Consider the following 20,640-nt stretch of genomic DNA (forward strand, 5'->3'; position numbering starts at 1 on the left):
GGCGGTGCTCCCTCCGGTCGGCTTCGAGGGGTCCAGCAGACCAGCAGCCGACCGGGGCGACAACCGGATTACGCCCGCAGCGCGTCGTCCACAGCGGTCTCCCGGCGGCCGAGGTGCACCGGTTCGCGCCCGCTGAGCACGTCCACGGCGGCCTTGACGCAGGCGGCGTGCTCCCGGGTGGAGCTGATCCGCCACTGGCCGGCGTACCGGCGGGCGGTGTCGTCGCCGACGCCGACGGTGTCGATGCCGGCGTCCCGGCAGAGCGCCACCGCGCGCGGCAGGTGGAACGACTGGGTGACCACAGTGGCCCGCCGGACCCCGAAGACGCGGTGCGCGCGCACGCACGAGTCGTACGTGTCGAAGCCGGCATGGTCCAGCACCGTCTTCTCCGCCGGGACGCCCCGCTCGACGAGCCAGCGCCGCATCGCGTCCGGCTCGTCGTAGTCCCAGTCCATGTGGTCGCCGGAGAGCAGGAGCACCTTGACCTTGCCGGCGGCGTACAACTGGCGGGCGATCTCCAGCCGGCCGGCGAGGAACGGCGCCGGGGTGCCGTCCGGGTCCACCTTGGTGCCCAGCACCAGCGCGACCGGCGTCTCGGGCACGTCCGCGGCGCCGAACAGGCGACCCTCGGCGGCGCCGCGGACCCAGGTCACGCTGGCGATCGTGGCGGCGCCCAGCAGCACCACGGCGGCCGTGGCGAGCACCAGGAGCCGGCGGACCAGGCGTACGACCCGGCGACGGTCGCCCCGCCAGGCCCGCCAGCGCGCCGTCAGCCCTCGCATGGCGGCGATTGTGCCAGTGCGGGTCAGGAGATGTGGTGCAGGATCACGTTGTGCACGTGGTGGCTCTTCTCCGCGCCCCGGAACTCGACCTCGTAGGTGTGCGTGCCGACGTGCACGGCGATCGACCCGGTGGAGAAGAACGAACCGCCCCAGGACTTGTTGCTCACCACGCTCACGCTGGTGATCTTCGAGTACGGGATGCTGGTGATGGCGTACCGCTTGCCGACGAAGGAGCGGTCCTGGATGATCACCCGCCGGTCGGTCAGGCCGATGAAGCCGGTGCCGGTGCCCACCGCGTCGTAGACGGCGATGATCTGCTCACCGGGCAGCAGCCCGCTCTGGATCTGCTGGAACTGTTCCTTGCGGTCGTACGTGGGGCCAGACATGCATCTGAGGGTAGGCGGGGCGCGCCAGCGCTCAGGGCTCGGTGACCGCGCGGACCGCGTCCTCGATGCGCGCCGCGAGCAGCACCTCACCCTCGGTGAGTGGCTCGCCGTCGCCGTGGCCCAGCCGGATCTGGGTACGATCGGCCCGGCGGCTGATCTCCGGGCGCAGCCGCAGCGCGTCGGCGACCACCGCCACCCGTTCGGTGAGCGCGGCGTGCTGGGTGTCGTCGAGGACGATCGTGCGGCGGATCTGTTCGCCCTCGCGCGTCCATCCCGACAGCAGGGCGAGCGCGTCGCTGAGGTAGTCGTGCTTCGCACGGCCGCTGAACAGCACGCGCATCACCGCACCTCCCAGGCGTCGTTGCCGGCTTGTGGCCAAATCGTCGCCATCCCGTGTCCCAGTCGACGCTCTCTAGTCTCTCGCCACTCAGATGGTGTGTCCACGCCCACACTTCCGTGTTCTGCTGACCTGACGGCCGACGCAGCTACCCAAACCGCCGATTGATCTGGCACGCTGGTGGCCCGTGCGGACCGAACGGATTAGCGGGGGCGGACACGCCGACCGGCGGGAGCCGAGGGTGGTCGTCGGGGCCGCGATCATCGAGGGCGGCCGGGTGCTGGCGTGCGAGCGCTCCGCGCCCCCCGAGGTGGCGGGCCGGTGGGAGTTCCCCGGCGGGAAGGTCGAGCCGGGTGAGGCCGAGACCGACGCGCTGGCCCGCGAGTGCGCCGAGGAGCTGGGCGTACGGGTGGCTGTCGGCGCCCGCGTCGGCCGTGACGTACGGATGGCGCACGGCCGGTCCGTGCTGCGCGTCTACGCCGCCCGCCTGCTGCACGGCGACCAGCCGAAGGCCCTGGAGCACGCGGAGCTGCGCTGGCTCTCCGCCGCCGAGCTGGACAGCGTCGACTGGCTTCCGGCCGACGTGCCGATCGTGGCCGCGCTGCGTCCGCTGCTCGCCGCGTCCGACTGAGGCTCCGGACCGGACAGGCGGGCCGAAACGGGACGGGGGCCGGCGGCGCGTGCCGCTGGCCCCCGTCGTCGTGCTGTCGTTCAGTGCTTCGGCTCGTCCTGCTGCGGGTGGGCGAAGTTGAGGTGCTCCGGGGGCAGCGGGAACGTCACGTCGTCGCCGAACGGCGACGGCGCGGCGGCCCGGTTGAACGTCAGTTCGGTCAGCGGCAGCTTGCCGTTGGCGTCCACCGCCGGGGCGGTCGGGTGCGGCACCTCGCGGTGCCAGTTGACGCCCTGCTGGGCCTGACGCTCGGCGGCGCTGTCGTGCGAGCCGCCCGCGTGCGAGTGCACCCCGCCGTGCGAGTGCGTTCCGCCGGAGTGCGCGTGCGCCCCGCCGTGCGCCCCTCCGGACGTGACGGCACCGCTGGAATGCCCGCTGGTCGCGCTGGTCTGAGGCACCTGACCCCTCCGGAAGATCTTGTTACCGAGCCACACAAGGGGATCGTACCTGCGGTCGACGACCCGTTCCTTCATGGGGATGATCCCGTTGTCGGTGATCTTGATGTGCTCGGGGCAGACCTCGGTGCAGCACTTGGTGATGTTGCAGAAGCCGAGTCCCATGTCGGACTGCGCGTACTCCCGGCGGTCGGTACGCGCGTCTAGCGGGTGCATGTCCAGCTCGGCCGCCCGGATGAAGAACCGGGGGCCGGAGAACGCCGGCTTGTTCTCCTCGTGGTCCCGGATCACGTGGCAGACGTTCTGGCACAGGAAGCACTCGATGCACTTGCGGAACTCCTGCGAGCGCTCCACGTCGACCTGCTGCATCCGGTAGTCGCCGGGCGCCACGTCGGCCGGCGGCGCGAACGCCGGGGTCTCCCGGGCCTTCTCGTAGTTGAACGAGACGTCGGTGACCAGGTCCCGGATCACCGGGAACGTGCGCAGCGGGGTGACCGTGACGGTCTCCGACTCCTCGAACGTCGACATCCGGGTCATGCAGCCCAGCCGCGGCTTGCCGTTGATCTCCATGGAGCAGGAGCCGCACTTGCCGGCCTTGCAGTTCCACCGGCACGCCAGGTCCGGCGCCTCGGTGGCCTGCAGCCGGTGGATCACGTCGAGGACCACCTCGCCCTCGTTCACCTCGACCGTGTAGTCCTTCAGGTCGCCGCCGGTCTCGTCGCCCCGCCAGATGCGGAACTGGCGCTTACTTCCCATCAGTGTTCGCCTCCTCGGTGAGGGCGTCGAACTCGGCGAGTTCCTCGTCGGTCAGGTACTTGGCCAGCTCGGCCCGGTCGAACAGCCCGATCAGCTCCGGCCGCATCTTCGGCAGCGGCTTGTGGGTCAGCCGGACCGCGTCCCCGTCCAGCGAGCAGACCAGGTTGACCCGCCGCCACTTCGGGTCCATCGCCGGGTAGTCCTCCCGGGTGTGCCCGCCGCGCGACTCCTGCCGCTCCAGCGCCGCCATCGCGGTGCACTCCGAGACCACGAGCATGTTGCGCAGGTCCAGCGCCAGGTGCCAGCCCGGGTTGTAGCGCCGGCCGCCGACCGCGCTCACCTTCGCCACCCGCTCCCGCAGCTCGGCCAGCCGGCGCATGGCGTCCGCGAGCTCGCCCTCGCGCCGGATGATGCCGACCAGGTCGCCCATCACCGCCTGGAGGTCCTGCTGGAGCTGGTACGGGCTCTCGCCGGTGTCGCGCTGCAACGGCGCCAGCGCCGTCTCCACGGCGGCCTCCACCGCCGCCACCGACACCGCCGGGCGGCTGGTGAGCTGATCGGTGTACGTGGCCGCGTGCCCGCCCGCGCGCTTGCCGAAGACCAGCAGGTCGGACAGGGAGTTGCCGCCGAGCCGGTTGGAGCCGTGCATGCCGCCGGACACCTCACCGGCGGCGTAGAGCCCGCGCACCGTGCCGTACGCCGCGCCGGAGTCCGGGTCGACCTCGACGCCGCCCATCACGTAGTGACAGGTCGGGCCGACCTCCATCGGCTCCTTGGTGATGTCGACGTCGGCCAGCTCCTTGAACTGGTGGTACATCGACGGGAGGCGGCGGCGGATCTCCTCGGCCGACTTGCGGGAGGCGATGTCCAGGTAGACGCCGCCGGCCGGCGTACCCCGGCCCTCCTTGACCTCGCTGTTGATCGCGCGGGCGACCTCGTCACGGGGCAGCAGCTCCGGCGGACGCCGGTTGTTGTCCGGGTCGGTGTACCAGCGGTCCGCCTCCTCCTCGGTCTCCGCGTACTGCTTGCGGAACACGTCCGGGACGTAGTCGAACATGAACCGCTTGCCCTCGGAGTTCTTCAGCACCCCGCCGTCGCCGCGCACCGACTCGGTGACCAGGATGCCCTTCACCGAGGGCGGCCAGACCATGCCGGTCGGGTGGAACTGGAGGAACTCCATGTTGATCAGCGTCGCCCCGGCGCGCAGCGCCAGCGCGTGGCCGTCCCCGGTGTACTCCCAGGAGTTCGAGGTGACCTTGTAGGACCGTCCGACGCCGCCGGTGGCGAGCACCACGGCGGGCGCCTCGAAGAGGATGAACTCGCCGGACTCGCGGTAGTAGCCGAACGCGCCGGCGACGCGGTCGCCGTCGAGCAGCAGCTCGGTGATCGTGGTCTCGGAGAAGACCCGGATCCGCGCGTCGTAGCTGCCGAACTCCTGCTTGTCCTCCTGCTGGAGCGAGACGATCTTCTGCTGAAGCGTACGGATCAGCTCCAGGCCGGTCCGGTCGCCGACGTGCGCCAGGCGCGGGTACTCGTGGCCGCCGAAGTTGCGCTGCGAGATCTTCCCGTCCTTGGTGCGGTCGAACAGCGCGCCGTACGTCTCCAGCTCCCAGATCCGCTGCGGCGCCTCCTTGGCGTGCAGCTCGGCCATCCGGAAGTTGTTCAGGAACTTGCCGCCGCGCATGGTGTCCCGGAAATGCACCTGCCAGTTGTCCCGCGAGTTCACGTTGCCCATCGCGGCGGCGGCGCCGCCCTCGGCCATCACCGTGTGCGCCTTGCCGAACAGCGACTTCGAGATGATCGCGGTCTTCTTGCCGGCCAGCCGGGCCTCGATCGCCGCGCGCAGGCCGGCGCCGCCGGCCCCGATCACGACGACGTCGTAGTGGTGTCGTTCGATTCGCGTCTCAGTCATGTCCAGGCTCTCAGTTGATGAACCGCAGGTCGTTGATCCAGCCGGCGGCGACCGCCATCACGTAGAAGTCGGTGAGCGCCAGGGTGCCCAGGGTGATCCAGGCGAGCTGCATGTGCCGGACGTTCAACCAGGACACCCCGGTCCACGCCTTGTAGCGCATCGGGTGCTTGGAGAAGTGCTTGAGCCGCCCGCCGATGATGTGGCGGCAGGAGTGGCAGGAGATCGTGTACGCCCACAGCATCACCACGTTGCCGACCAGGATGATGTTGCCCAGGCCGAAGCCGAAGCCGTCGGGGGAGTGGAAGGCCAGGATCGCGTCCCAGGTGTTGATCAGCGAGATGATCGCGGCGGCGTAGAAGAAGTAGCGGTGCAGGTTCTGCCCGAGCAGCGGGAACCGCGTCTCACCGCTGTACGACTGGTGACCGTCCGGCACCGCGCAGGCCGGCGGCGACAGCCAGAACGACCGGTAGTACGCCTTGCGGTAGTAGTAGCAGGTCAGCCGGAACAGCAGCAGGAACGGCAGGGTGAGCGCCGCGTCCGGGATGATCCACCAGCCGGGCAGGAACTGGCCGAAGTGCGAGGAGCCCTCGACACAGCGGTCAGTGACACAGGGGGAGTAGAACGGTGTCAGGTAGTGGTACTGCTCCACCCAGTACCACTTGTGCATGAAGACCCGGACCGTCGCGTAGATGACCCACGCGCTGAGCCCGACCACGGTGATCAGCGGAGCGAACCACCACCGGTCGGTCCGCAACGTCTTCGCCGCGATGGCGGCGCGCGCCCGCCCTCCCCGCGGCTGCGATCTCGGCGTCTTGGCCGACGTAGTTGTCATTCGAGTCATCTCCCTGACGTCACTGTCACGTCTTGCGCACGCACGAGGCCACACCGGCGAACCGGTGCGGCTAAGTGACACACGTTACGCCGATCTTCACGGCCCGGCCGCGCAACGCAGTGTCCCGTGTGTCCCGCAGCTTGGAAAGAGTCAGTTCATGATCAATGTGGCGGGTCGGTCGAACGGTGCGCCGACCGGCGCCGCGGGTGCGCCCGGCGACGCGCCGGATCACCCGGACGCGCCGCCGGTGAAGTGCCAGGAGGACAGCCGCAGCGTCGGCGCCTCGTACCAGGACCCGTCGACCCGGCCCGGCTGCCGGACCGGCGCCCGGCCCAGGCCCAGCACCCGCCCCGGCCCCAGCGCCCGCGGGTACGACTCGGTGAACCGGAAGTCGCGCACCGCCCGGGTCGGCACGCCGTCCTCGACCAGCCACACCCCGTTGCGCGTCAGCCCGGTGACCACCAGCTGCTTCGGGTCCAGCACCCGCGTGTACCAGAAGTCGCTCACCAGCAGCCCGCGCCGCATCCCGGCCACCAGCGCGGCGGTGTCCGGGTCGCCCACCGCTCCGGTGACGCCAGCGCTCACCGGCCCGGCCGCGACTGTCGTGCCCGCATCGGCGACGCCCGGATCCGCCAGCAGGCGGATGTTGTGCGGGATCGGCCCGAACGTCGCGCTACCCGGCATGCCGTGGCCGGTCGACCCGCTGCCCGCCTCCGCGCCGCCGCGCCTGTCGTACGCCACCGCCCCGGTGATGCCGCCCTCGACCAGCGGCAACGCCCGCCGCGGCGTGCCCTCCAGGTCGAACGGCACAGTACCGGCGTGCAGCGGGTCGTCCACCAGCGTCACCAGCGGGTCGAACTGGGCGGTGCCCGGCTCGGCGAACGACTGCCGTTCGGCGTACCGCTTGCCGTTGAAGCCGAACCAGGCGAGGTTCTGCAGCAGGTCGGCGACGGCGGCCGGTTCGAGCACCACCTCGTAGTGCCCGGGCGGCAGCTCGACCGGGTCGGCCGCGGCCCGTGCCTTCGCCGCCGCGTGCGCGCCGAGCGCCGCCCCGTCGAGGTCGGCGAGCCGGTCGGCGCAGAGCCGCGCCACCCCGTCCGCGGCGCCGGCGCGGGCGATGCCGTCCATGGCCGCCTCGGCCGCGCTTCCGGCCGCCGTGTGCCCGGCCGAGTTGGCGAACGCCCCCGACCGGTACGCGGTGCGGCAGTAGCCGGCGCCTCCAGCCCGTCGACCGCGTCCACGAACGCGCGTACCCGCTCGGCCCGCTCGCCGGGCGAGGCGAACGCGGTGGCCTCGTCGTGGCCTGGGCCGGTTACGGCACGGGCGTCGGCGCGGTCAGTCCCGGCCAGGCCGGGTCGGGCGGCGCGAGCCGGGCCGCGGCCCGGGTCCGCTCGACCAGGGCGGGCAGCCCGTCGGGTCGACCCGGCTGCCGCTGCCGGTCGCGGTCCGCCCGTCCACGTGCAACCGCAGGTGTACGGAGACACCGGTCTCGGACACGTTCTGATGGATGAAGGAGTTGGCGAACCGGGTCAGGGCCAGGTCGGTGCGGGTCACCAGCACCTCGGCCTCGGCGCCCGGACCGGCCGTACGCCGGACCAGGTCCACCACCCCCGCGGCGATCCCCAGTTCGGCGCTCATGCCGGCACTCCGCTTCGCTCCGTGCCGTCATGAGGCACTGTCGCCCTGAGCCTGCTGATTCGCTCGCTGCGCTCGCTCATGCCCGCACCCCCACCCGGACGCCGCGGAACCGGGCCGGCGCGGCCGGATGGCCGGTGTGCCCGACCTGGCCGGGCTGCCCCTTCCCGCAGTTGGGCGTGCCCCAGGCGACCGTCTCCGAGGAGAGCATGTCCATCGAGCGCCAGAAGACCGGCCCGATGCCGGTGTACGTCGGGTTGCGCAGCATCCGCCCCCGGCGGCCGTTCTTGACCTCCCAGCCGACCTCGCAGCCGAACTGGAAGTTGAGCCGCTTGTCGTCGATCGACCAGGACCGGTTGATGTCCATCAGCACCCCGTCGTCGGTGGCCGCGATGATCTCGTCCAGCGTGTGCGGGCCGGGTTCCAGGCCCACGTTCGTCATCCGCACCATCGGCAGCCGGGCCCAGCCGTCGGCCCGTACGCTGCCGCCGTAGTCCAGGCCGGCGACGGCGGCCGAGTCCCGGCCGGCGAGCACCCCGACCCACCGCCCCTCGCGGACCGCGTCCCGGGCCACGGCGGGGGAGCCCTCGTCGTCGTAGCCGAAGCTGCCCAGAGCCCCGGGGATGGTCGGGTCGATGGTCACGTTCATCAGCTCCGAGCCGTAGCGCAGCGAGCCGAGGCGGGCCAGGTCGAGCCAGGACGTGCCGGCGAACGCCGCCTCCCAGCCGAGGATGCGGTCCAGCTCGATGGCGTGCCCGACCGACTCGTGGATCTGCAGCGCGAGCTGCTCGCCGCCGAGGATCAGATCGGTCTCGCCGGCCGGGCAGAGCGGCGCGGTGAGCAGCTCGCGGGACTCCTCGGCGATCCGGGCGGCGTGCGCGGCCAGGTCCAGCGAGGTGACCAGCTCCCAGCCGGTCGTGCCGTACTGCCCGCGGTAGCTCGGGTAGGACCGGCGCTGCGTCTCGCCGTCGCCGATCGACGTGGCCGAGATGCCGCCGCCGCACTCCCGGATGTGCTGGTCGATCCGGTGGCCCTCGCTGGAGACGAACCATTTCGTGGTGTCCCAGATCTGGTAGAGCCCTTCGGCCAGGTCGGCGCCGTGCTCGCGCATCGTCGCGGTGGCGCGGACCAGCAGGTCGCCCTTGTCCGACAGCGGCACCCCGAGCGGGTCGACGGCGCACTCCGAGGCCCAGCTCGCCACCGCCGCCTCGGAAGGCACCAGGTCGATCGGCGGGCCGGGAACCCGCGCGCTCGCGGTGGCGATCGCCGCGGCGCGCCGGCCGGCGTCGCGGGCCGCCGCGTCGGACAGATCGGGTACGGCGTGGAAGCCCCACCCCGAACCGACGAGCGCGCGTACGCCCAGCCCGATGCTCTCGTCCTGGCTCAGCTCCTCGATGTCGCCGTTGCGCGCAGACATCGACTCGTAGCGGCGGTGCATGACCCGGGCGTCGGCGTAGCGGGCGCCCGCGTCCAGGGCGGCTTGGACGGCAGCGGTCGCCGCGTCGAACTCGCTCATGCTGGCACTCCGTTGCCCTGCTGACGCTCGCTCATGCCGGCACTCCGCTGCGCTGCGTGCCGGCATGAGGCACCTTTGCGCTGCCCCGATGATTCGCTCGCTGACGCTCGCTCATGCGCCGACCCTAGGCGAGCCCACCGACATCCGTCAGGGGACGAGATCCTCCGGCCGGATCGTGGCGCGGACGGGCTCGGTCAGCTCCAGCAGGGAACCGGGCTTTGTCACCGACACCTCCCGGTAGTGCCGACCCTGCCGCCGGTGGAGGTGCAGCGTGCCTGTCTCCTGCTCCACCAGCAGGTACCACTCGATGCCCGCGGCGGCGTAGTAGTGCATCTTGAGCACCTTGTCGGTTGCCGCGTTACCAGGTGAGATGACCTCGCACACGAGCCGAACGTCCCGCGCCTCGATCATCGGCTGGTCGAAGTCGATCGGCTCGGTGACGACCAGGTCGGGAATCGGTATGCGGCCTGGCCGGAGCCGGACGTTCACCGTCTCCAGCAGTTCCAGGCCGACGTGCCGGGCCGCGGCCTCCAGCAGGTTGCCGAGGTTCCGCTGGATTCGCTGGTGCCGCGGAGTCGGTGCCGGTGTCACGTGCAGGCTCCCGTCGAAGAGTTCGACGCGTTGCCGCGTCTCGCCGAGGGCGAGGTACTCCTCTTCGGTCCACGGGCCGTCGTGGCCGAACACCGCCGCGGTCATGGTCGCCTCCACCTCGTGCCGACAGGAATGGTCCCTTCGTCACCGGGACCATGGTCGCACTCCGGGTGCGGCGATGAGGCCGCGACGGCCAGTCGCGAGTGTGGATGTCCCAGGTGACGGGCGTGCGAGACGGAAACCCAGTCGTTACGCTCAGGCCGCTGACAGACCGCTCGATGTAGCTTATTTTCGCCTCCTGGGTTTTCCTGTAGGTTCTCTTCATCACCGAAGGGGAGGCGGTCAATGGGCAGGTCGGAGGCGGTGCCGTCCGGGGAGCCGGACCGCCCGGAGGTGCCGGAGCAGCGCTCCGGCGACGGGCCCTATCTCCAGGTCCGGGACCTGCGGGTGCGGTTCGACACCGAGGACGGCGTGGTCCGGGCGGTGGACGGCGTGTCGTTCGCCGTCGAGCGGGGCCGCACGCTGGGGATCGTGGGGGAGTCCGGTTCCGGTAAGAGCGTGACGTCGCTGGCGATTCTGGGTTTGCACAACGTGAAGCGGACGACCATTTCCGGGGAGATCTCGGTCGGTGGTCGTCAGTTGGTGGGTCTGGGTGAGGAGGAGATTCGTCGGTTGCGGGGCCGGGACATGGCGATGATCTTTCAGGATCCGTTGTCGGCGTTGCATCCGTACTACTCGGTGGGTCGGCAGATCGCGGAGGCGTACCGGGTGCACCACCCGAGGGCCGGGCGGCGGGAGGCCCGGACGCGGGCGGTGGACATGCTGGGCCGGGTGGGGATTCCGCAGCCGGCGAAGCGGTTCGATCAGTTTCCGCATGAGTTCTCGGGTGGGATGCGGCAGCGGGCGATGATCGCGATGGCGCTGGTGAACGATCCGGAGCTGTTGATCGCTGATGAGCCGACGACGGCGCTTGATGTGACGGTGCAGGCGCAGATCCTGGACCTGCTTGCGGATCTGCAGGCGGAGTTCCGGTCGGCGATCATTCTGATCACGCATGACCTGGGTGTGGTGTCTCAGGTGGCTGATGACGTGTTGGTGATGTATGCGGGTCGGGCGGTGGAGCACGGGAGTGTGGAGCGGGTGTTGCGGGCGCCGCAGCATCCGTACACGTGGGGGTTGTTGTCGAGTGTGCCGTCGTTGCACGGTGACGCGGACGCGGACCTGGTGCCGATCCCCGGCAACCCGCCCAGCTTGATCAATCTGCCGTCGGGGTGTGCGTTCCATCCGCGGTGCCGGTGGGCCGGTGTGAACGGTGACCGGTCCCGCACCGAGGTGCCCGAGCTGCGGGAGGCCGGCGTGCCGGGTCACCTGGTCGCCTGCCATCTGCCGGCGGGTGACCGGGAGCGGATCTACCGGGACGAGGTCGCGCAGGTGGGGGTGGCCCGATGAGCGCCGAGACCGAGCCGCTGCTGTCGGTGCGGGGACTGACCAAGCACTTCCCCGTCCGGCAGGCCCTGCGTAGCACGGGTGCGGTGCGGGCGGTCGACGGGCTGGACTTCGACGTGCGGCCGGGCGAGACGCTCGGCCTGGTCGGGGAGTCCGGGTGCGGGAAGACCACGACCGGGCGGATGCTGGTGCGTCTGCTGGAACCCACCGCCGGGACGATCGAGTTCGCCGGGCGGGACATCACCCACGGCGGACGCCGTGAGCTGCGCGCGCTGCGGCAGGACCTGCAGATCATCTTCCAGGACCCATACGCCTCGCTGAACCCGCGCCACACGGTCGGGCGGATCGTGGCGATGCCGTTGCAGGTCAACGGCATCAACCCGCCCGGCGGCGTGAAAAAACGGGTCCAGGAGTTGCTGGAACTGGTCGGGCTGAATCCGGAGCACTACAACAGGTACCCGCACGAGTTCTCCGGCGGGCAGCGCCAGCGCATCGGCATCGCCCGCGCCCTGGCGTTGAAACCGAAGCTGATCGTCGCCGACGAACCCGTCTCGGCGCTGGACGTGTCGATCCAGGCGCAGGTCATCAACCTGCTCCGCGACCTGCAACGCGACCTGGACCTGGCGTTCGTGTTCATCGCCCACGACCTCGCCGTCATCCGCCACTTCTGCCACCGCGTCGCTGTCATGTATCTCGGCAAGATCGTCGAAATCGGCGACCGCGACGACATCTACACCCGGCCGCAGCACCCCTACACCCGAGCCCTGCTGTCGGCGATTCCGGACGTCACCACGCTCGGGCCCGCCGGACGGATCCGCCTCACCGGCGACGTCCCGACCCCGTTGAACCCGCCATCGGGCTGCCGCTTCCGTACCCGCTGCTGGAAAGCCACCGACCACTGCGCCACCGAAGAACCGGCGTTGACCACCCGGGACGGCGGCGGGCAGCTCACCGCCTGCCACTACCCGGAGAGCGGACCGGTCGGCATGCCGACCGGCGAACCCGTGGAGGTGTCGAAATGAGCCTGTCGCCGGTCGAGGGCGCGGCGCTCGCCGAGATCGAGTCCTCCGATCAGGAGCCGGACGAGAAGAAGCGGCTGGTCGGCCGCTCACCGGGCCAGCTCGTCTGGGCCCGGCTGCGGCGCGACCGTACCGCAATGGTCAGCGGTGTCGTGCTGGCCCTGTTCATCCTGGCGGCGGTGGCCGCGCCGCTGATCCAGCGGCTGTACGGCGTGTCGCCGAACCAGCAGTTCGGTGACCTGCTGGACGCCACCGGCATGCCGCTGGGCTACGTGGGCGGCGTCAGCGGTGACCACTGGTTCGGGCTGGAACCGGGCCTGGGCCGGGACATCCTCATCCGGATGATCTACGGCATCCGGACGTCGCTGCTGATCGCGCTCGGCGCCGCGCTGGTCACCACGACCATCGGCGTGGTGCTCGGGATCGTCGCCGGCTTCCTGGGCGGCGTGGTCGACTCGGTGATCAGCTGGATCACCGACGTCGCGCTGGCGTTGCCGTTCCTCATCTTCGCGCTGGCCGTGGTGCCGACGTTCTCGCTGCGCTTCTACGGCCCCCGGGACGCGGTGCCGACGTGGTTCGCGGTGACCACGCTGATCGTGGTCTTCGCCGCGTTCGGCTGGACCGGCACGGCCCGGCTCGTCCGGGGCCAGGTGGTGTCGCTGCGCGAACGGGAGTTCGTGGAGGCGGCGCGGGCCAGCGGCGCCGGGCTCGGGCACATGCTGTTCCGGCAGTTGCTGCCGAACATCTGGGCCCCGATCCTGGTGGCGTTCTCGCTCGCCGTGCCGTCGTACGTCACGGGCGAGGCGGCGCTGTCCTTCCTCGGCGTCGGACTGCCCGAGTCGGTGCCGAGCTTCGGCCGGATGATCTACCGCAGCATCGACTACCTGCAGACCGACCCGGCGTACGTCTTCTTCCCCGGCATCACCATCTTCGCGCTCGTGCTGGCGTTCAACCTCTTCGGCGACGCGCTGCGCGACGCGCTCGACCCGAAGTCGTCACGGTAGGGGGTTCGACGACATGGTGCGGTTTCTGCTGAAGCGGCTGCTGCTCGCGGTCTCGGTGCTGCTCGCGGTGAGCATCGTCAGTTTCCTCATGTTCTTCGCGCTGCCCCGCGACCCGGTGACCGGCATGTGCCCGAAGAACTGCAACGCCGAGCGGCTGGAGCGGGTACGCACGGAGCTGGGGCTCAACGACCCGAAGCCGACGCAGTACGTCAACTACATGAAGGGCATCTTCGTCGGCCGTGACCTGGGCAGCGCGCAGGGCGGCAAGTGCGAGGCGCCCTGCCTCGGCTACTCGTACGTCAACAGCGAGGCGGTGACCGACACGTTCGCCCGGGTGCTGCCGGTGACGCTGAACATCGTGCTCCCGGCGGCGGTGCTCTGGCTGGCGCTCGGCGTGGGGCTCGGGATGATCTCCGCGCTGCGGCGGGGGTCGCTGCTCGACCGCATCTCGATCGGGTTGACGCTGACGTTCGCCTCGCTGCAGCTCTACTTCGTCGGCGCCGTGCTGCTGCTGGTCTTCGTGTACTCGCTGAAGATCCTGCCGACACCCCGCTACGTGCCGTTCCTGGAGAACCCGATCGAATGGGCGCGCGGCCTGGTGCTGGCGTGGGTGACGCTCGCGCTGCTCTTCTCCGCGATCTACGCGCGGCTGTCCCGGGCGCAGATGCTGGAGACGCTCTCCGAGGACTTCGTGCGGACCGCGCGGGCCAAGGGCGTGGCGAAACGCAATGTGTACGGACGGCACGCGCTGCGCGCCGCGATCACGCCGATCGTGACGATCGCCGGGCTCGACGTGGGCGCGGCACTGGGCGGCACCGTCATCACCGAGACGACGTTCGGCATCCAGGGGCTGGGGCGTACGGCGGTGGAGGCGGTACGCCAGGGCGACCTGCCGACCATCATGGCCACCGTCCTGGTGTCGGCGCTGTTCGTGGTGGTGGCGAACATCGTGGTCGACCTGCTGTACGCGTTCATCGATCCACGGGTGCGTCTGGGCTGATCCGGGCGTCGCCGGTGGTCGATCGTTGTGCCCCCGTTATCTGCTCGAAATTTACCGCGAGTGAAAGCTAGGCGAAGCTTTCCTTCATCGGACCCGAGGAGTTGAGTATGCGAGCAAGACTCGCCACCGCCGTGGGCGGTGCGATGGCACTGGTGGTCGCCCTCAGTGCGTGCAGCAAGAACACCGGCGACAACGGCGACACCGCGGACACGAACAAGCCCCGCAGCGGCGCCATCGCGACCGACCCGAAGGACTCGCTCGGCCCGGCGGCCGAGGTGCCCGGCGCGGCCAAGGGCGGAACCTTCTACATCCTGCGCGAGAGCAAGATCTCCCACCTGGACCCGCAGCGGGTCTACTCGTTCGCCGGCCTGATGGGCAGCCAGCTCTACGCCCGGTTCCTCACCACCTTCAAGGACGACGGCAAGGGCAACGTCACGCTGGTCGGCGACCTCGCCGAGACGCCCGGCAAGAACGTGAACAACGACTGCAAGGTCTGGGAGTTCACGATCAAGGAGGGCGTCAAGTTCGAGGACGGCCGCCCGATCACCTCCAAGGAGATCGCGTACGGCATCGCCCGCTCGTTCGACCCGGACCTGACCGGCGGCCCCACCTACCTGCAGGAGTGGCTGGCCGACAGCCCGCAGTACGACACCAAGTGGGACTTCAAGAAGAACAAGACCTCGCTGCCGCCCGGCCTGACCACGCCGGACCCGCGCACGCTGCGCTTCGAGTTCAACAAGCCCCGCTGCGACCTGCCGTTCGCGGTGTCGCTGCCGGCCACCGCGCCGCTGCCGCCGGACAAGGACACCGGCGTCAACCTGGACAACATGCCGTTCTCGTCCGGGCCGTACCGGTTCACCAAGATCCAGCCCGGCGTGGAGATGGTGCTGGAGCGCAACACGAACTGGGACCCGGCCACCGACCCGGTGCGGCACGCGTACCCGGACAAGTTCGTCTGGTCGCTCGGCTCGGACAACACCACCCAGACCAACCGCGTCCTCGCCGGCACCGGCAACGACGCGGCGGCGGTCGCCACCGGTGGCGTGCCGCCCGAGCTGATCGCGAAGGTGACCGGCGACCCGGCGCTCAAGGCGCGGATGATCGTCGCGGCGACGCCCAACGCCTACCGGCTGAGCATCAACACCACCCGGGTCACCGACCTGTCCGTGCGGCAGGCGATCAACTACGCGATCGACCGCAGCAGCATCACCAAGAACCTCGGCGGCCCGTACGGCGCGGTGCCGCTGACCACGCTGCTGCCCCCGACCACGCTCGGGTACAAGAAGTTCGACGCGTACCCGGCCGGTGAGAGCGGCGACCCGGCGAAGGCGAAGGAGACGCTGGGCGGCAAGTCGGTGAACCTGGTGCTCGGCACCTCCGACGACACCGCCTCGCAGGAGACCGCCACCCAGGTCAAGAACGCGCTGGAGAAGGCCGGCTTCACGGTCACCGTCAAGCCGATCCCCGAGGACGGCTACCTCGACTTCGTGAAGAAGAAGAGCAACCCGTGGGACCTGTGGGTCGACTCGTGGGCGGCCGACTGGCCCAGCGGCGCCTCGATCCTGCCGGTGCTCTTCGACGGCCGCAGCCTCAAGGCCGAGGGCAACAGCAACACGTCCCAGCTCAACAACGAGGCGATCAACGCCGAGTTCGACCGGGTGCTGGCCCTCGACCCGGCCAAGCAGGCCGAGGAGTGGAGCAAGCTGGACGAGAAGCTGATGAAGGAGTCCGCGCCGGCGGTGCCGCTCTACAACGAGGTGGTCTCCGTGGCGCACGGCGAGAAGGCCGGTGGCATCTTCATCGGCAGCATCTTCGGCTGGCCCAGCTTCGTCAACGCGTACGTCAAGCAGTAGCTCTGCAAGGAAGGGCCCCTTGTTAACGCGCGGCGTTAATAGGGGGCCCTTCCTCTACCGCAGGCGTTAACAGGGGGCCCTTCCTTACAAGTAGCGGCGGAGGAAGTCCAGCTCCAGCCGGAGCAGGCGCTCGGACACCCCGCCCGCGGCCAGGTGGCTCGCCCCGGTCAGCGGCAGCACCGCGTGCGGCCGGCCCGTCGCCAGCAGCGCCGCGGACAGCCGCAGCGTGTGCGCGGCCAGCACGTTGTCGTCGGCCAGGCCGTGCACCAGCAGCATCGGCCGGGCCTGCGCCGGGTCGCCGAGCGGCTCGGCGGCCAGCTCGACCAGCGAGTGGTGGGCGTAGACGTCCATGCCGTCGTCGGGCATGCCGAGGTAGCGCTCGCTGTACGCGGTGTCGTACAGCGCCCAGTCGGTGACCGGCGCGCCGACGATCGCGCACTTGAACAACTCCGGGTGGCGCAGCACCGCGAGCCCGGCCAGCCAGCCGCCGAACGACCAGCCGCGCACCGCCACCCGTTCCAGGTCCAGGTCGGGGTGCTTGTCGGCGAGCGCGGTGAGCGCGTCCACCTGGTCGGTGAGGATCACGTCGGCGACCCGGCGGTGGATCGCCTTCTCGAACGAAGGCGCGATGCCGGGGGTGCCCCGGTTGTCGATGGTGACCACCGCGAAGCCCTGCTCGGCCCACCACTGCCGCTCCAGCCAGACGCTGCGGGCCGCCACCACCTCCTGGTGGCCGGGGCCGCCGTAGATGTCCAGCAGCACCGGCAGCCGGGTGCCTTTGACGTGCTCGGCCGGGTAGAGCACCGCGCTTGGCAGCCGCCGGTCGGTGACCCGGACCATCGTCGGGCGCGGCGCGTACGAGCAGGTGGCGGCCAGCGAGCGCAGCTCACCCACCTCGCGGTCGCCGTGCCAGACGCGCCAGCGCACGCCGGGGTGCTCCAGCGACGCGATGCCCACCGCCAGCGTGGAGCCGCCGATCGAGGCGGTGTGCCAGCCGGGGTCGCTGCCCATCCGGCGGGCGTCCATGCCGCCGCCGATGGTGGTCCGCACCCGGTAGAGGTGGCGCTGGCTCGGCTCACCCTCACTCGCCTCGACCAGCAGGTCCGCGGTCGTGCCCGGGCCGTTCGGCAGCCGCCCGACCACCCGCCGCACGTACAGCGAGGGCGGGGTGAGCAGCGTGCCGTCGGCGAACAGGCAGCGTGCGTCGTACCCGTCGTGGGCCAGTTCGCCGCCGACCAGCACCCGCCCGTCGGGCAGGTGGGCGGGGGTGCCGGGGATCGGTTCCACCCAGCGCGGGTCGGCCAGCTCGGCGTGCACCTGCGTCTCCCCGGTGCGCGGGTCCACCGCCAGCACCAGGCCGTGCTGCTGCGAGCGGCGCAGCACCGTGATCAGCGGCCCGCCGTCGGACCAGTCCGCCGAGCTCAGGTAGGGGTAGGTCTCCCGGTCCCAGTGCACGTCGACCCAGCCGCCGTCGAGGTCGAGCAGGTGCAGGCTGACCTCCGCGTTCGGGCCACCCGCGACGGGGTACGCCAGCGACGTCGGCGGGCTCGCCGGGTCGGCCGGGTCGTGCAGGTACCAGCGTTCCAGCCGGGACTCGTCGACCCGGGCGGCCAGCACGCTGCGCCCGTCCGGCGCCCACCAGTAGCCGCGGTAGCGGTCGAACTCCTCGGCGGCGATGTGCTCGGCCAGCCCCCAGGTCACGCCGCTGTCCTCACCGGCGAGCAGGTTGTCGGTACCGTCCGGCTCCACCACCCGCAGCTGGCCCCGGCGTACGCCCTCGGCGGCGTCGGTGACGTAGGCCAGCCGCTCGCCGGTCGGGTCGGGCCGGGGGTCGATCACCGGCCCGCCGGTGGCCACCTCGACCACGTCGCCGTGCACCAGGTCGGCCCGGAACAGCCGCCCGGCCAGCGCGAACGCGGCCACCCGGCCGGCCGCGTCCAGGGCGTACGAGCCGATGCCGCCGGAGCTGAGCCGCAGCCGCTCGCGCAGCGCCCGCTCACCCGGGGACAGGCGGGCCGGATCGGCGTCCGCGCCCAGCAGCACCGCCGGGTCGGCGACCAGGCGTTCCTCGCCGCTGTCGATGTCGAGCAGCCAGAGCGCGTCGGCCGGGTCCTCCGGTCCCGCGGAGCGCAGGAAGACGACCCGGGCGCCGTCGCCGGAGACGGTGACGGCGCGCGGCGCCCCGTGGCTGAACCGACGGGTACGGGCGGCCAGCTCGGGAAAGTCCACGCCTGCAGCGTAGGCGCGCGCCGGAGGTGATGTGGCCGACCTGAGCGGACGCATCACCGTCGAGCGGGCAGGACCGCCGGTTAGAGTGACGGGCGTGACGACGCTGCCCGACCGACGCCTTCTGCTGGTCCACGCGCATCCCGACGACGAGTCGATCGGCACCGGCGCGACGATGGCGCACTACGCCGCCACCGGCGCCCACGTCACGCTCGTCACCTGCACGCTGGGCGAGGAGGGCGAGATCCACGTCCCGGCGCTGGCCCAGCTCTGCGCGGCCGAGGCGGACCAGCTCGGCGGCTACCGGATCGGCGAGCTGGCCGACGCCTGCGCCGCGCTCGGCGTCACCGACCACCGGTTCCTCGGCGGCGCGGGCCGCTACCGCGACTCGGGCATGATGGGCATGGCCACCAACGAGCACCCGCGGGCGTTCTGGCAGGCCGACCTGGACGTCGCCGCCGGGCACCTGCTGGAGGTCATCCGCGAGGTCCGTCCCCAGGTGCTCGTCACGTACGACCCGAACGGCTTCTACGGCCACCCGGACCACATCCAGGCGCACCGGGTGGCGATGCGCGGCGTGGAGCTGGCCGCGGCCGAGGGGATCGCCCCGGCGAAGGTCTACTGGACGGCCATGCCGCGCAGCGTGCTCGACGCCGGGCTGGAGACGTTCACCGAGTCCTCGGACAACCCGTTCGCCGGCATCGAGAGCGCCGACGAGCTGCCGTTCGGCACGCCGGACGCGGAGATCGCCGCCCGGATCGACGGCACCGAGCAGCACGCCGCCAAGGAGGCGGCGATGCGGGCCCACGCCACCCAGATCCCGGCCAACTCGTGGCTCTACTCGATCGCCGGCAACTTCGGCGGCGAGTTCATGGGCGTCGAGTACTTCACGCTCGCGGTGGGCGAGAAGGGGCCCGGCCATGGCCCGTACGGCTGGGAGGACGACCTCTTCGCCGGGATCGCCCCGGACGCCGCGGATCGGTCCCCGGTCGCGGCGGCCGGTGTCCGGTGACGCTGCCAGCCGTACCCGTGTCGACAGTTGCCGAGCCGCCACCGGAGGCCGCGCCGCCGAGCCGGGCGGAGCGGACGCTCGACCGCGCGCTGCGGGTGACCGGCGGCGTGCTGACGGTCTGGGGCGGCGTGCTGCTCGCGCTGCTCGAACTGATCTTCTCGACCTGGGCCTGGGAGCTGGTGCAGGGCCGTTCCGGCGCGGCGCAGGCGCTGGTCGGGGTGGGCGCGGTGGTCGTCGGCGTGCCGGTGGTGGTGGCGGCGACGGTGCTGCTGGGCTCGTTCGGGCACCGGTCGACGGGGGGCCGCTGGGCGGTCGTGCTGGCCGCGCTGCCGTGGTTCGTGGTGATCGTGGCGGGCGGTGTCCGGACCGTCGAGGGTGATCTCGCGCTGGTCGGCGACAACGTGCTCGGCCTGGCGCTGATCGTGGCCGGCGCGGTCACGTTCGCGGTGGTCGGTTTCCGGCACCTGGTGACGCCGCCCCCTGTCCGGTGAGGTGCTGACGCCACACAGGCGACGGTGGTAGACATTCCTGCCAGAGGCCCGCCGAGGGAGCGGGCGGTACGGCGGGAGGCGTGCGATGGGTCAGCGGTGGCGTGCGGTCGGAGTGCTGGCGGCCGCGTTGTTCGCGGTGAACGTGGTGGCCCGGCTGGTCACCAGATTCGCGTTCCCGGACGACGACGCCGCGTCCGACCGGGTGTCGCTGGCGATGTTCCTGGTGATCGGGCTGATCCTGGCGGGCGTCGCGTTCCGGTGGGGGGCCGACCGTCCGCTCGGCCGCCTGGCCGGTGACCTGGCCGCCGCGGTGGGGGTGGCGCTGGCGCTCACCGTGTTCGTCGGTCCGCTGGTGGTCGGGGAGAACCCGTTCGGCGGTGGCGCCGGTCTCTTCTTCGCCCAGATCTGGCTCTATCTCGCCGCCACCGCCGCCGGTGTGCTGGTCGGCTACCTGATCCTCACCGCGCTCGGCCGGGACTACCGGTCCCGGCAGCTCAAGCGGTACGCCGAGATGAAGCGGTCCCGGCCGCGCCGGGTCGTCCGGCGCTGACCCTCCGGCCGTTCAGGCGGCCGGGGCGACCCGGGTCAGGTAGGTGTGGTGGGTGGTGAACCCGAGCCGGCGGTAGAGCTCGACCGCGCCGGTGTTGCTCTGCTCCACCTGGAGGAACGCCCGCGTGGCGCCCTCGGCCGCGCCCCAGCGGGCCAGGGCGCGGACGACCGCGACGGCGAATCCGCGCCGACGCGCCTCGGGCAGCACTTCGAGCAGGCTGACGCCGA

General features: G+C 71.3%; 19 protein-coding genes and 1 pseudogene. 9 read left to right on the forward strand and 11 right to left on the reverse strand.

The genetic code is table 11. From position 1 onward, the window contains the following. Positions 1-68 precede the first annotated feature (68 nt). From MCBG_RS24235 to MCBG_RS24245, 3 genes are read right to left on the reverse strand one after another with little or no spacing between them, the layout of a single operon-like run. The gene (locus tag MCBG_RS24235) at positions 69-782 is read right to left on the reverse strand and encodes a SanA/YdcF family protein (RefSeq protein WP_043328410.1); all 714 of its coding nucleotides are present in this window, start codon (positions 780-782) and stop codon (positions 69-71) included. Positions 783-805: 23 nt separating this feature from the next. Then, positions 806-1,168, reverse strand: a complete 363-nt coding sequence (locus tag MCBG_RS24240) for a PH domain-containing protein (RefSeq protein WP_018784695.1) — start codon at positions 1,166-1,168, stop codon at positions 806-808. Positions 1,169-1,199: 31 nt separating this feature from the next. Further along, entirely contained in the window at positions 1,200-1,508 is a 309-nt protein-coding gene (locus MCBG_RS24245; RefSeq protein ID WP_018784696.1) for a 4a-hydroxytetrahydrobiopterin dehydratase, read from the reverse strand. Between the two features lie 184 nt (positions 1,509-1,692). Between MCBG_RS24245 and MCBG_RS24250 the strand changes: the two genes are divergently transcribed. Then, the gene (locus MCBG_RS24250) at positions 1,693-2,136 is read left to right on the forward strand and encodes a (deoxy)nucleoside triphosphate pyrophosphohydrolase (RefSeq protein ID WP_181373769.1); all 444 of its coding nucleotides are present in this window, start codon (positions 1,693-1,695) and stop codon (positions 2,134-2,136) included. 80 nt (positions 2,137-2,216) lie between these two features. On the opposite strand, the gene MCBG_RS24255 is transcribed toward MCBG_RS24250, so the two are convergent. The 6 genes and pseudogenes from MCBG_RS24255 to MCBG_RS24280 all read right to left on the reverse strand — a co-directional run bounded on the left by MCBG_RS24255 (position 2,217) and on the right by MCBG_RS24280 (position 9,917). Next, a complete protein-coding gene (locus MCBG_RS24255) occupies positions 2,217-3,326 on the reverse strand; it encodes a succinate dehydrogenase/fumarate reductase iron-sulfur subunit (RefSeq protein WP_043328414.1) in 1,110 nt (369 codons plus the stop codon). Continuing rightward, the gene (locus tag MCBG_RS24260) at positions 3,316-5,238 is read right to left on the reverse strand and encodes a fumarate reductase/succinate dehydrogenase flavoprotein subunit (protein WP_043328415.1); all 1,923 of its coding nucleotides are present in this window, start codon (positions 5,236-5,238) and stop codon (positions 3,316-3,318) included. Before MCBG_RS24260 ends, MCBG_RS24255 begins: the two co-directional genes overlap by 11 nt. Positions 5,239-5,248: 10 nt before the next feature. Beyond that, positions 5,249-6,070: a hypothetical protein gene (locus MCBG_RS24265; RefSeq protein WP_043328416.1), complete on the reverse strand. Its 822-nt coding sequence runs from the start codon at positions 6,068-6,070 to the stop codon at positions 5,249-5,251. A gap of 228 nt (positions 6,071-6,298) precedes the next feature. Next, positions 6,299-7,708, reverse strand: a pseudogene (locus tag MCBG_RS24270) (TldD/PmbA family protein). A 76-nt stretch (positions 7,709-7,784) separates the two neighbouring features. Beyond that, positions 7,785-9,221: a TldD/PmbA family protein gene (locus MCBG_RS24275; protein WP_043328418.1), complete on the reverse strand. Its 1,437-nt coding sequence runs from the start codon at positions 9,219-9,221 to the stop codon at positions 7,785-7,787. A 147-nt stretch (positions 9,222-9,368) separates the two neighbouring features. Further along, positions 9,369-9,917 (reverse strand): Uma2 family endonuclease, encoded by a 549-nt coding sequence (locus MCBG_RS24280; protein ID WP_043330945.1) that lies wholly within the window; start codon positions 9,915-9,917, stop codon positions 9,369-9,371. A gap of 240 nt (positions 9,918-10,157) precedes the next feature. Between MCBG_RS24280 and MCBG_RS24285 the strand changes: the two genes are divergently transcribed. The 5 genes from MCBG_RS24285 (at position 10,158) to MCBG_RS24305 (ending at position 16,134) form a co-directional block, all read left to right on the forward strand. Further along, complete coding sequence (locus tag MCBG_RS24285; protein ID WP_043328420.1) at positions 10,158-11,261, forward strand: ABC transporter ATP-binding protein; 1,104 nt, start codon at positions 10,158-10,160, stop codon at positions 11,259-11,261. Then, positions 11,258-12,280 carry an ABC transporter ATP-binding protein gene (locus MCBG_RS24290; RefSeq protein ID WP_043328422.1) on the forward strand — a complete coding sequence of 341 codons (1,023 nt, stop codon included), beginning with the start codon at positions 11,258-11,260 and terminating at the stop codon, positions 12,278-12,280. The genes MCBG_RS24285 and MCBG_RS24290 overlap by 4 nt, the downstream gene beginning before the upstream one ends. Continuing rightward, the gene (locus MCBG_RS24295; RefSeq protein ID WP_043328424.1) at positions 12,277-13,281 is read left to right on the forward strand and encodes an ABC transporter permease; all 1,005 of its coding nucleotides are present in this window, start codon (positions 12,277-12,279) and stop codon (positions 13,279-13,281) included. The genes MCBG_RS24290 and MCBG_RS24295 overlap by 4 nt, the downstream gene beginning before the upstream one ends. A 13-nt stretch (positions 13,282-13,294) precedes the next feature. Continuing rightward, a complete protein-coding gene (locus tag MCBG_RS24300) occupies positions 13,295-14,281 on the forward strand; it encodes an ABC transporter permease (RefSeq protein WP_043328426.1) in 987 nt (328 codons plus the stop codon). Positions 14,282-14,388: 107 nt separating this feature from the next. Beyond that, a complete protein-coding gene (locus tag MCBG_RS24305) occupies positions 14,389-16,134 on the forward strand; it encodes an ABC transporter substrate-binding protein (protein ID WP_043328427.1) in 1,746 nt (581 codons plus the stop codon). Between the two features lie 84 nt (positions 16,135-16,218). On the opposite strand, the gene MCBG_RS24310 is transcribed toward MCBG_RS24305, so the two are convergent. Continuing rightward, positions 16,219-18,363, reverse strand: coding sequence for a prolyl oligopeptidase family serine peptidase (locus tag MCBG_RS24310; RefSeq protein ID WP_043328429.1), 2,145 nt, complete (start codon positions 18,361-18,363; stop codon positions 16,219-16,221). An 85-nt stretch (positions 18,364-18,448) separates the two neighbouring features. Between MCBG_RS24310 and mshB the strand changes: the two genes are divergently transcribed. The 3 genes from mshB (at position 18,449) to MCBG_RS24325 (ending at position 20,413) form a co-directional block, all read left to right on the forward strand. Next, positions 18,449-19,372: an N-acetyl-1-D-myo-inositol-2-amino-2-deoxy-alpha-D-glucopyranoside deacetylase gene (gene mshB / locus MCBG_RS24315; protein WP_176722736.1), complete on the forward strand. Its 924-nt coding sequence runs from the start codon at positions 18,449-18,451 to the stop codon at positions 19,370-19,372. Continuing rightward, positions 19,369-19,863, forward strand: coding sequence for a hypothetical protein (locus MCBG_RS24320; RefSeq protein WP_043328433.1), 495 nt, complete (start codon positions 19,369-19,371; stop codon positions 19,861-19,863). Before mshB ends, MCBG_RS24320 begins: the two co-directional genes overlap by 4 nt. Before the next feature lie 85 nt (positions 19,864-19,948). Then, the gene (locus tag MCBG_RS24325) at positions 19,949-20,413 is read left to right on the forward strand and encodes a hypothetical protein (protein ID WP_043328434.1); all 465 of its coding nucleotides are present in this window, start codon (positions 19,949-19,951) and stop codon (positions 20,411-20,413) included. A 12-nt stretch (positions 20,414-20,425) separates the two neighbouring features. Here the strand turns inward: MCBG_RS24325 and MCBG_RS34345 are convergent. Then, the coding region (locus tag MCBG_RS34345; RefSeq protein ID WP_223201313.1) for a GNAT family N-acetyltransferase at positions 20,426-20,640 on the reverse strand (215 nt) is incomplete at its 5' end.

Source organism: Micromonospora sp. M42 (assembly GCF_000568915.1).
In the GTDB taxonomy this organism is placed as follows: domain Bacteria; phylum Actinomycetota; class Actinomycetes; order Mycobacteriales; family Micromonosporaceae; genus Micromonospora; species Micromonospora chalcea.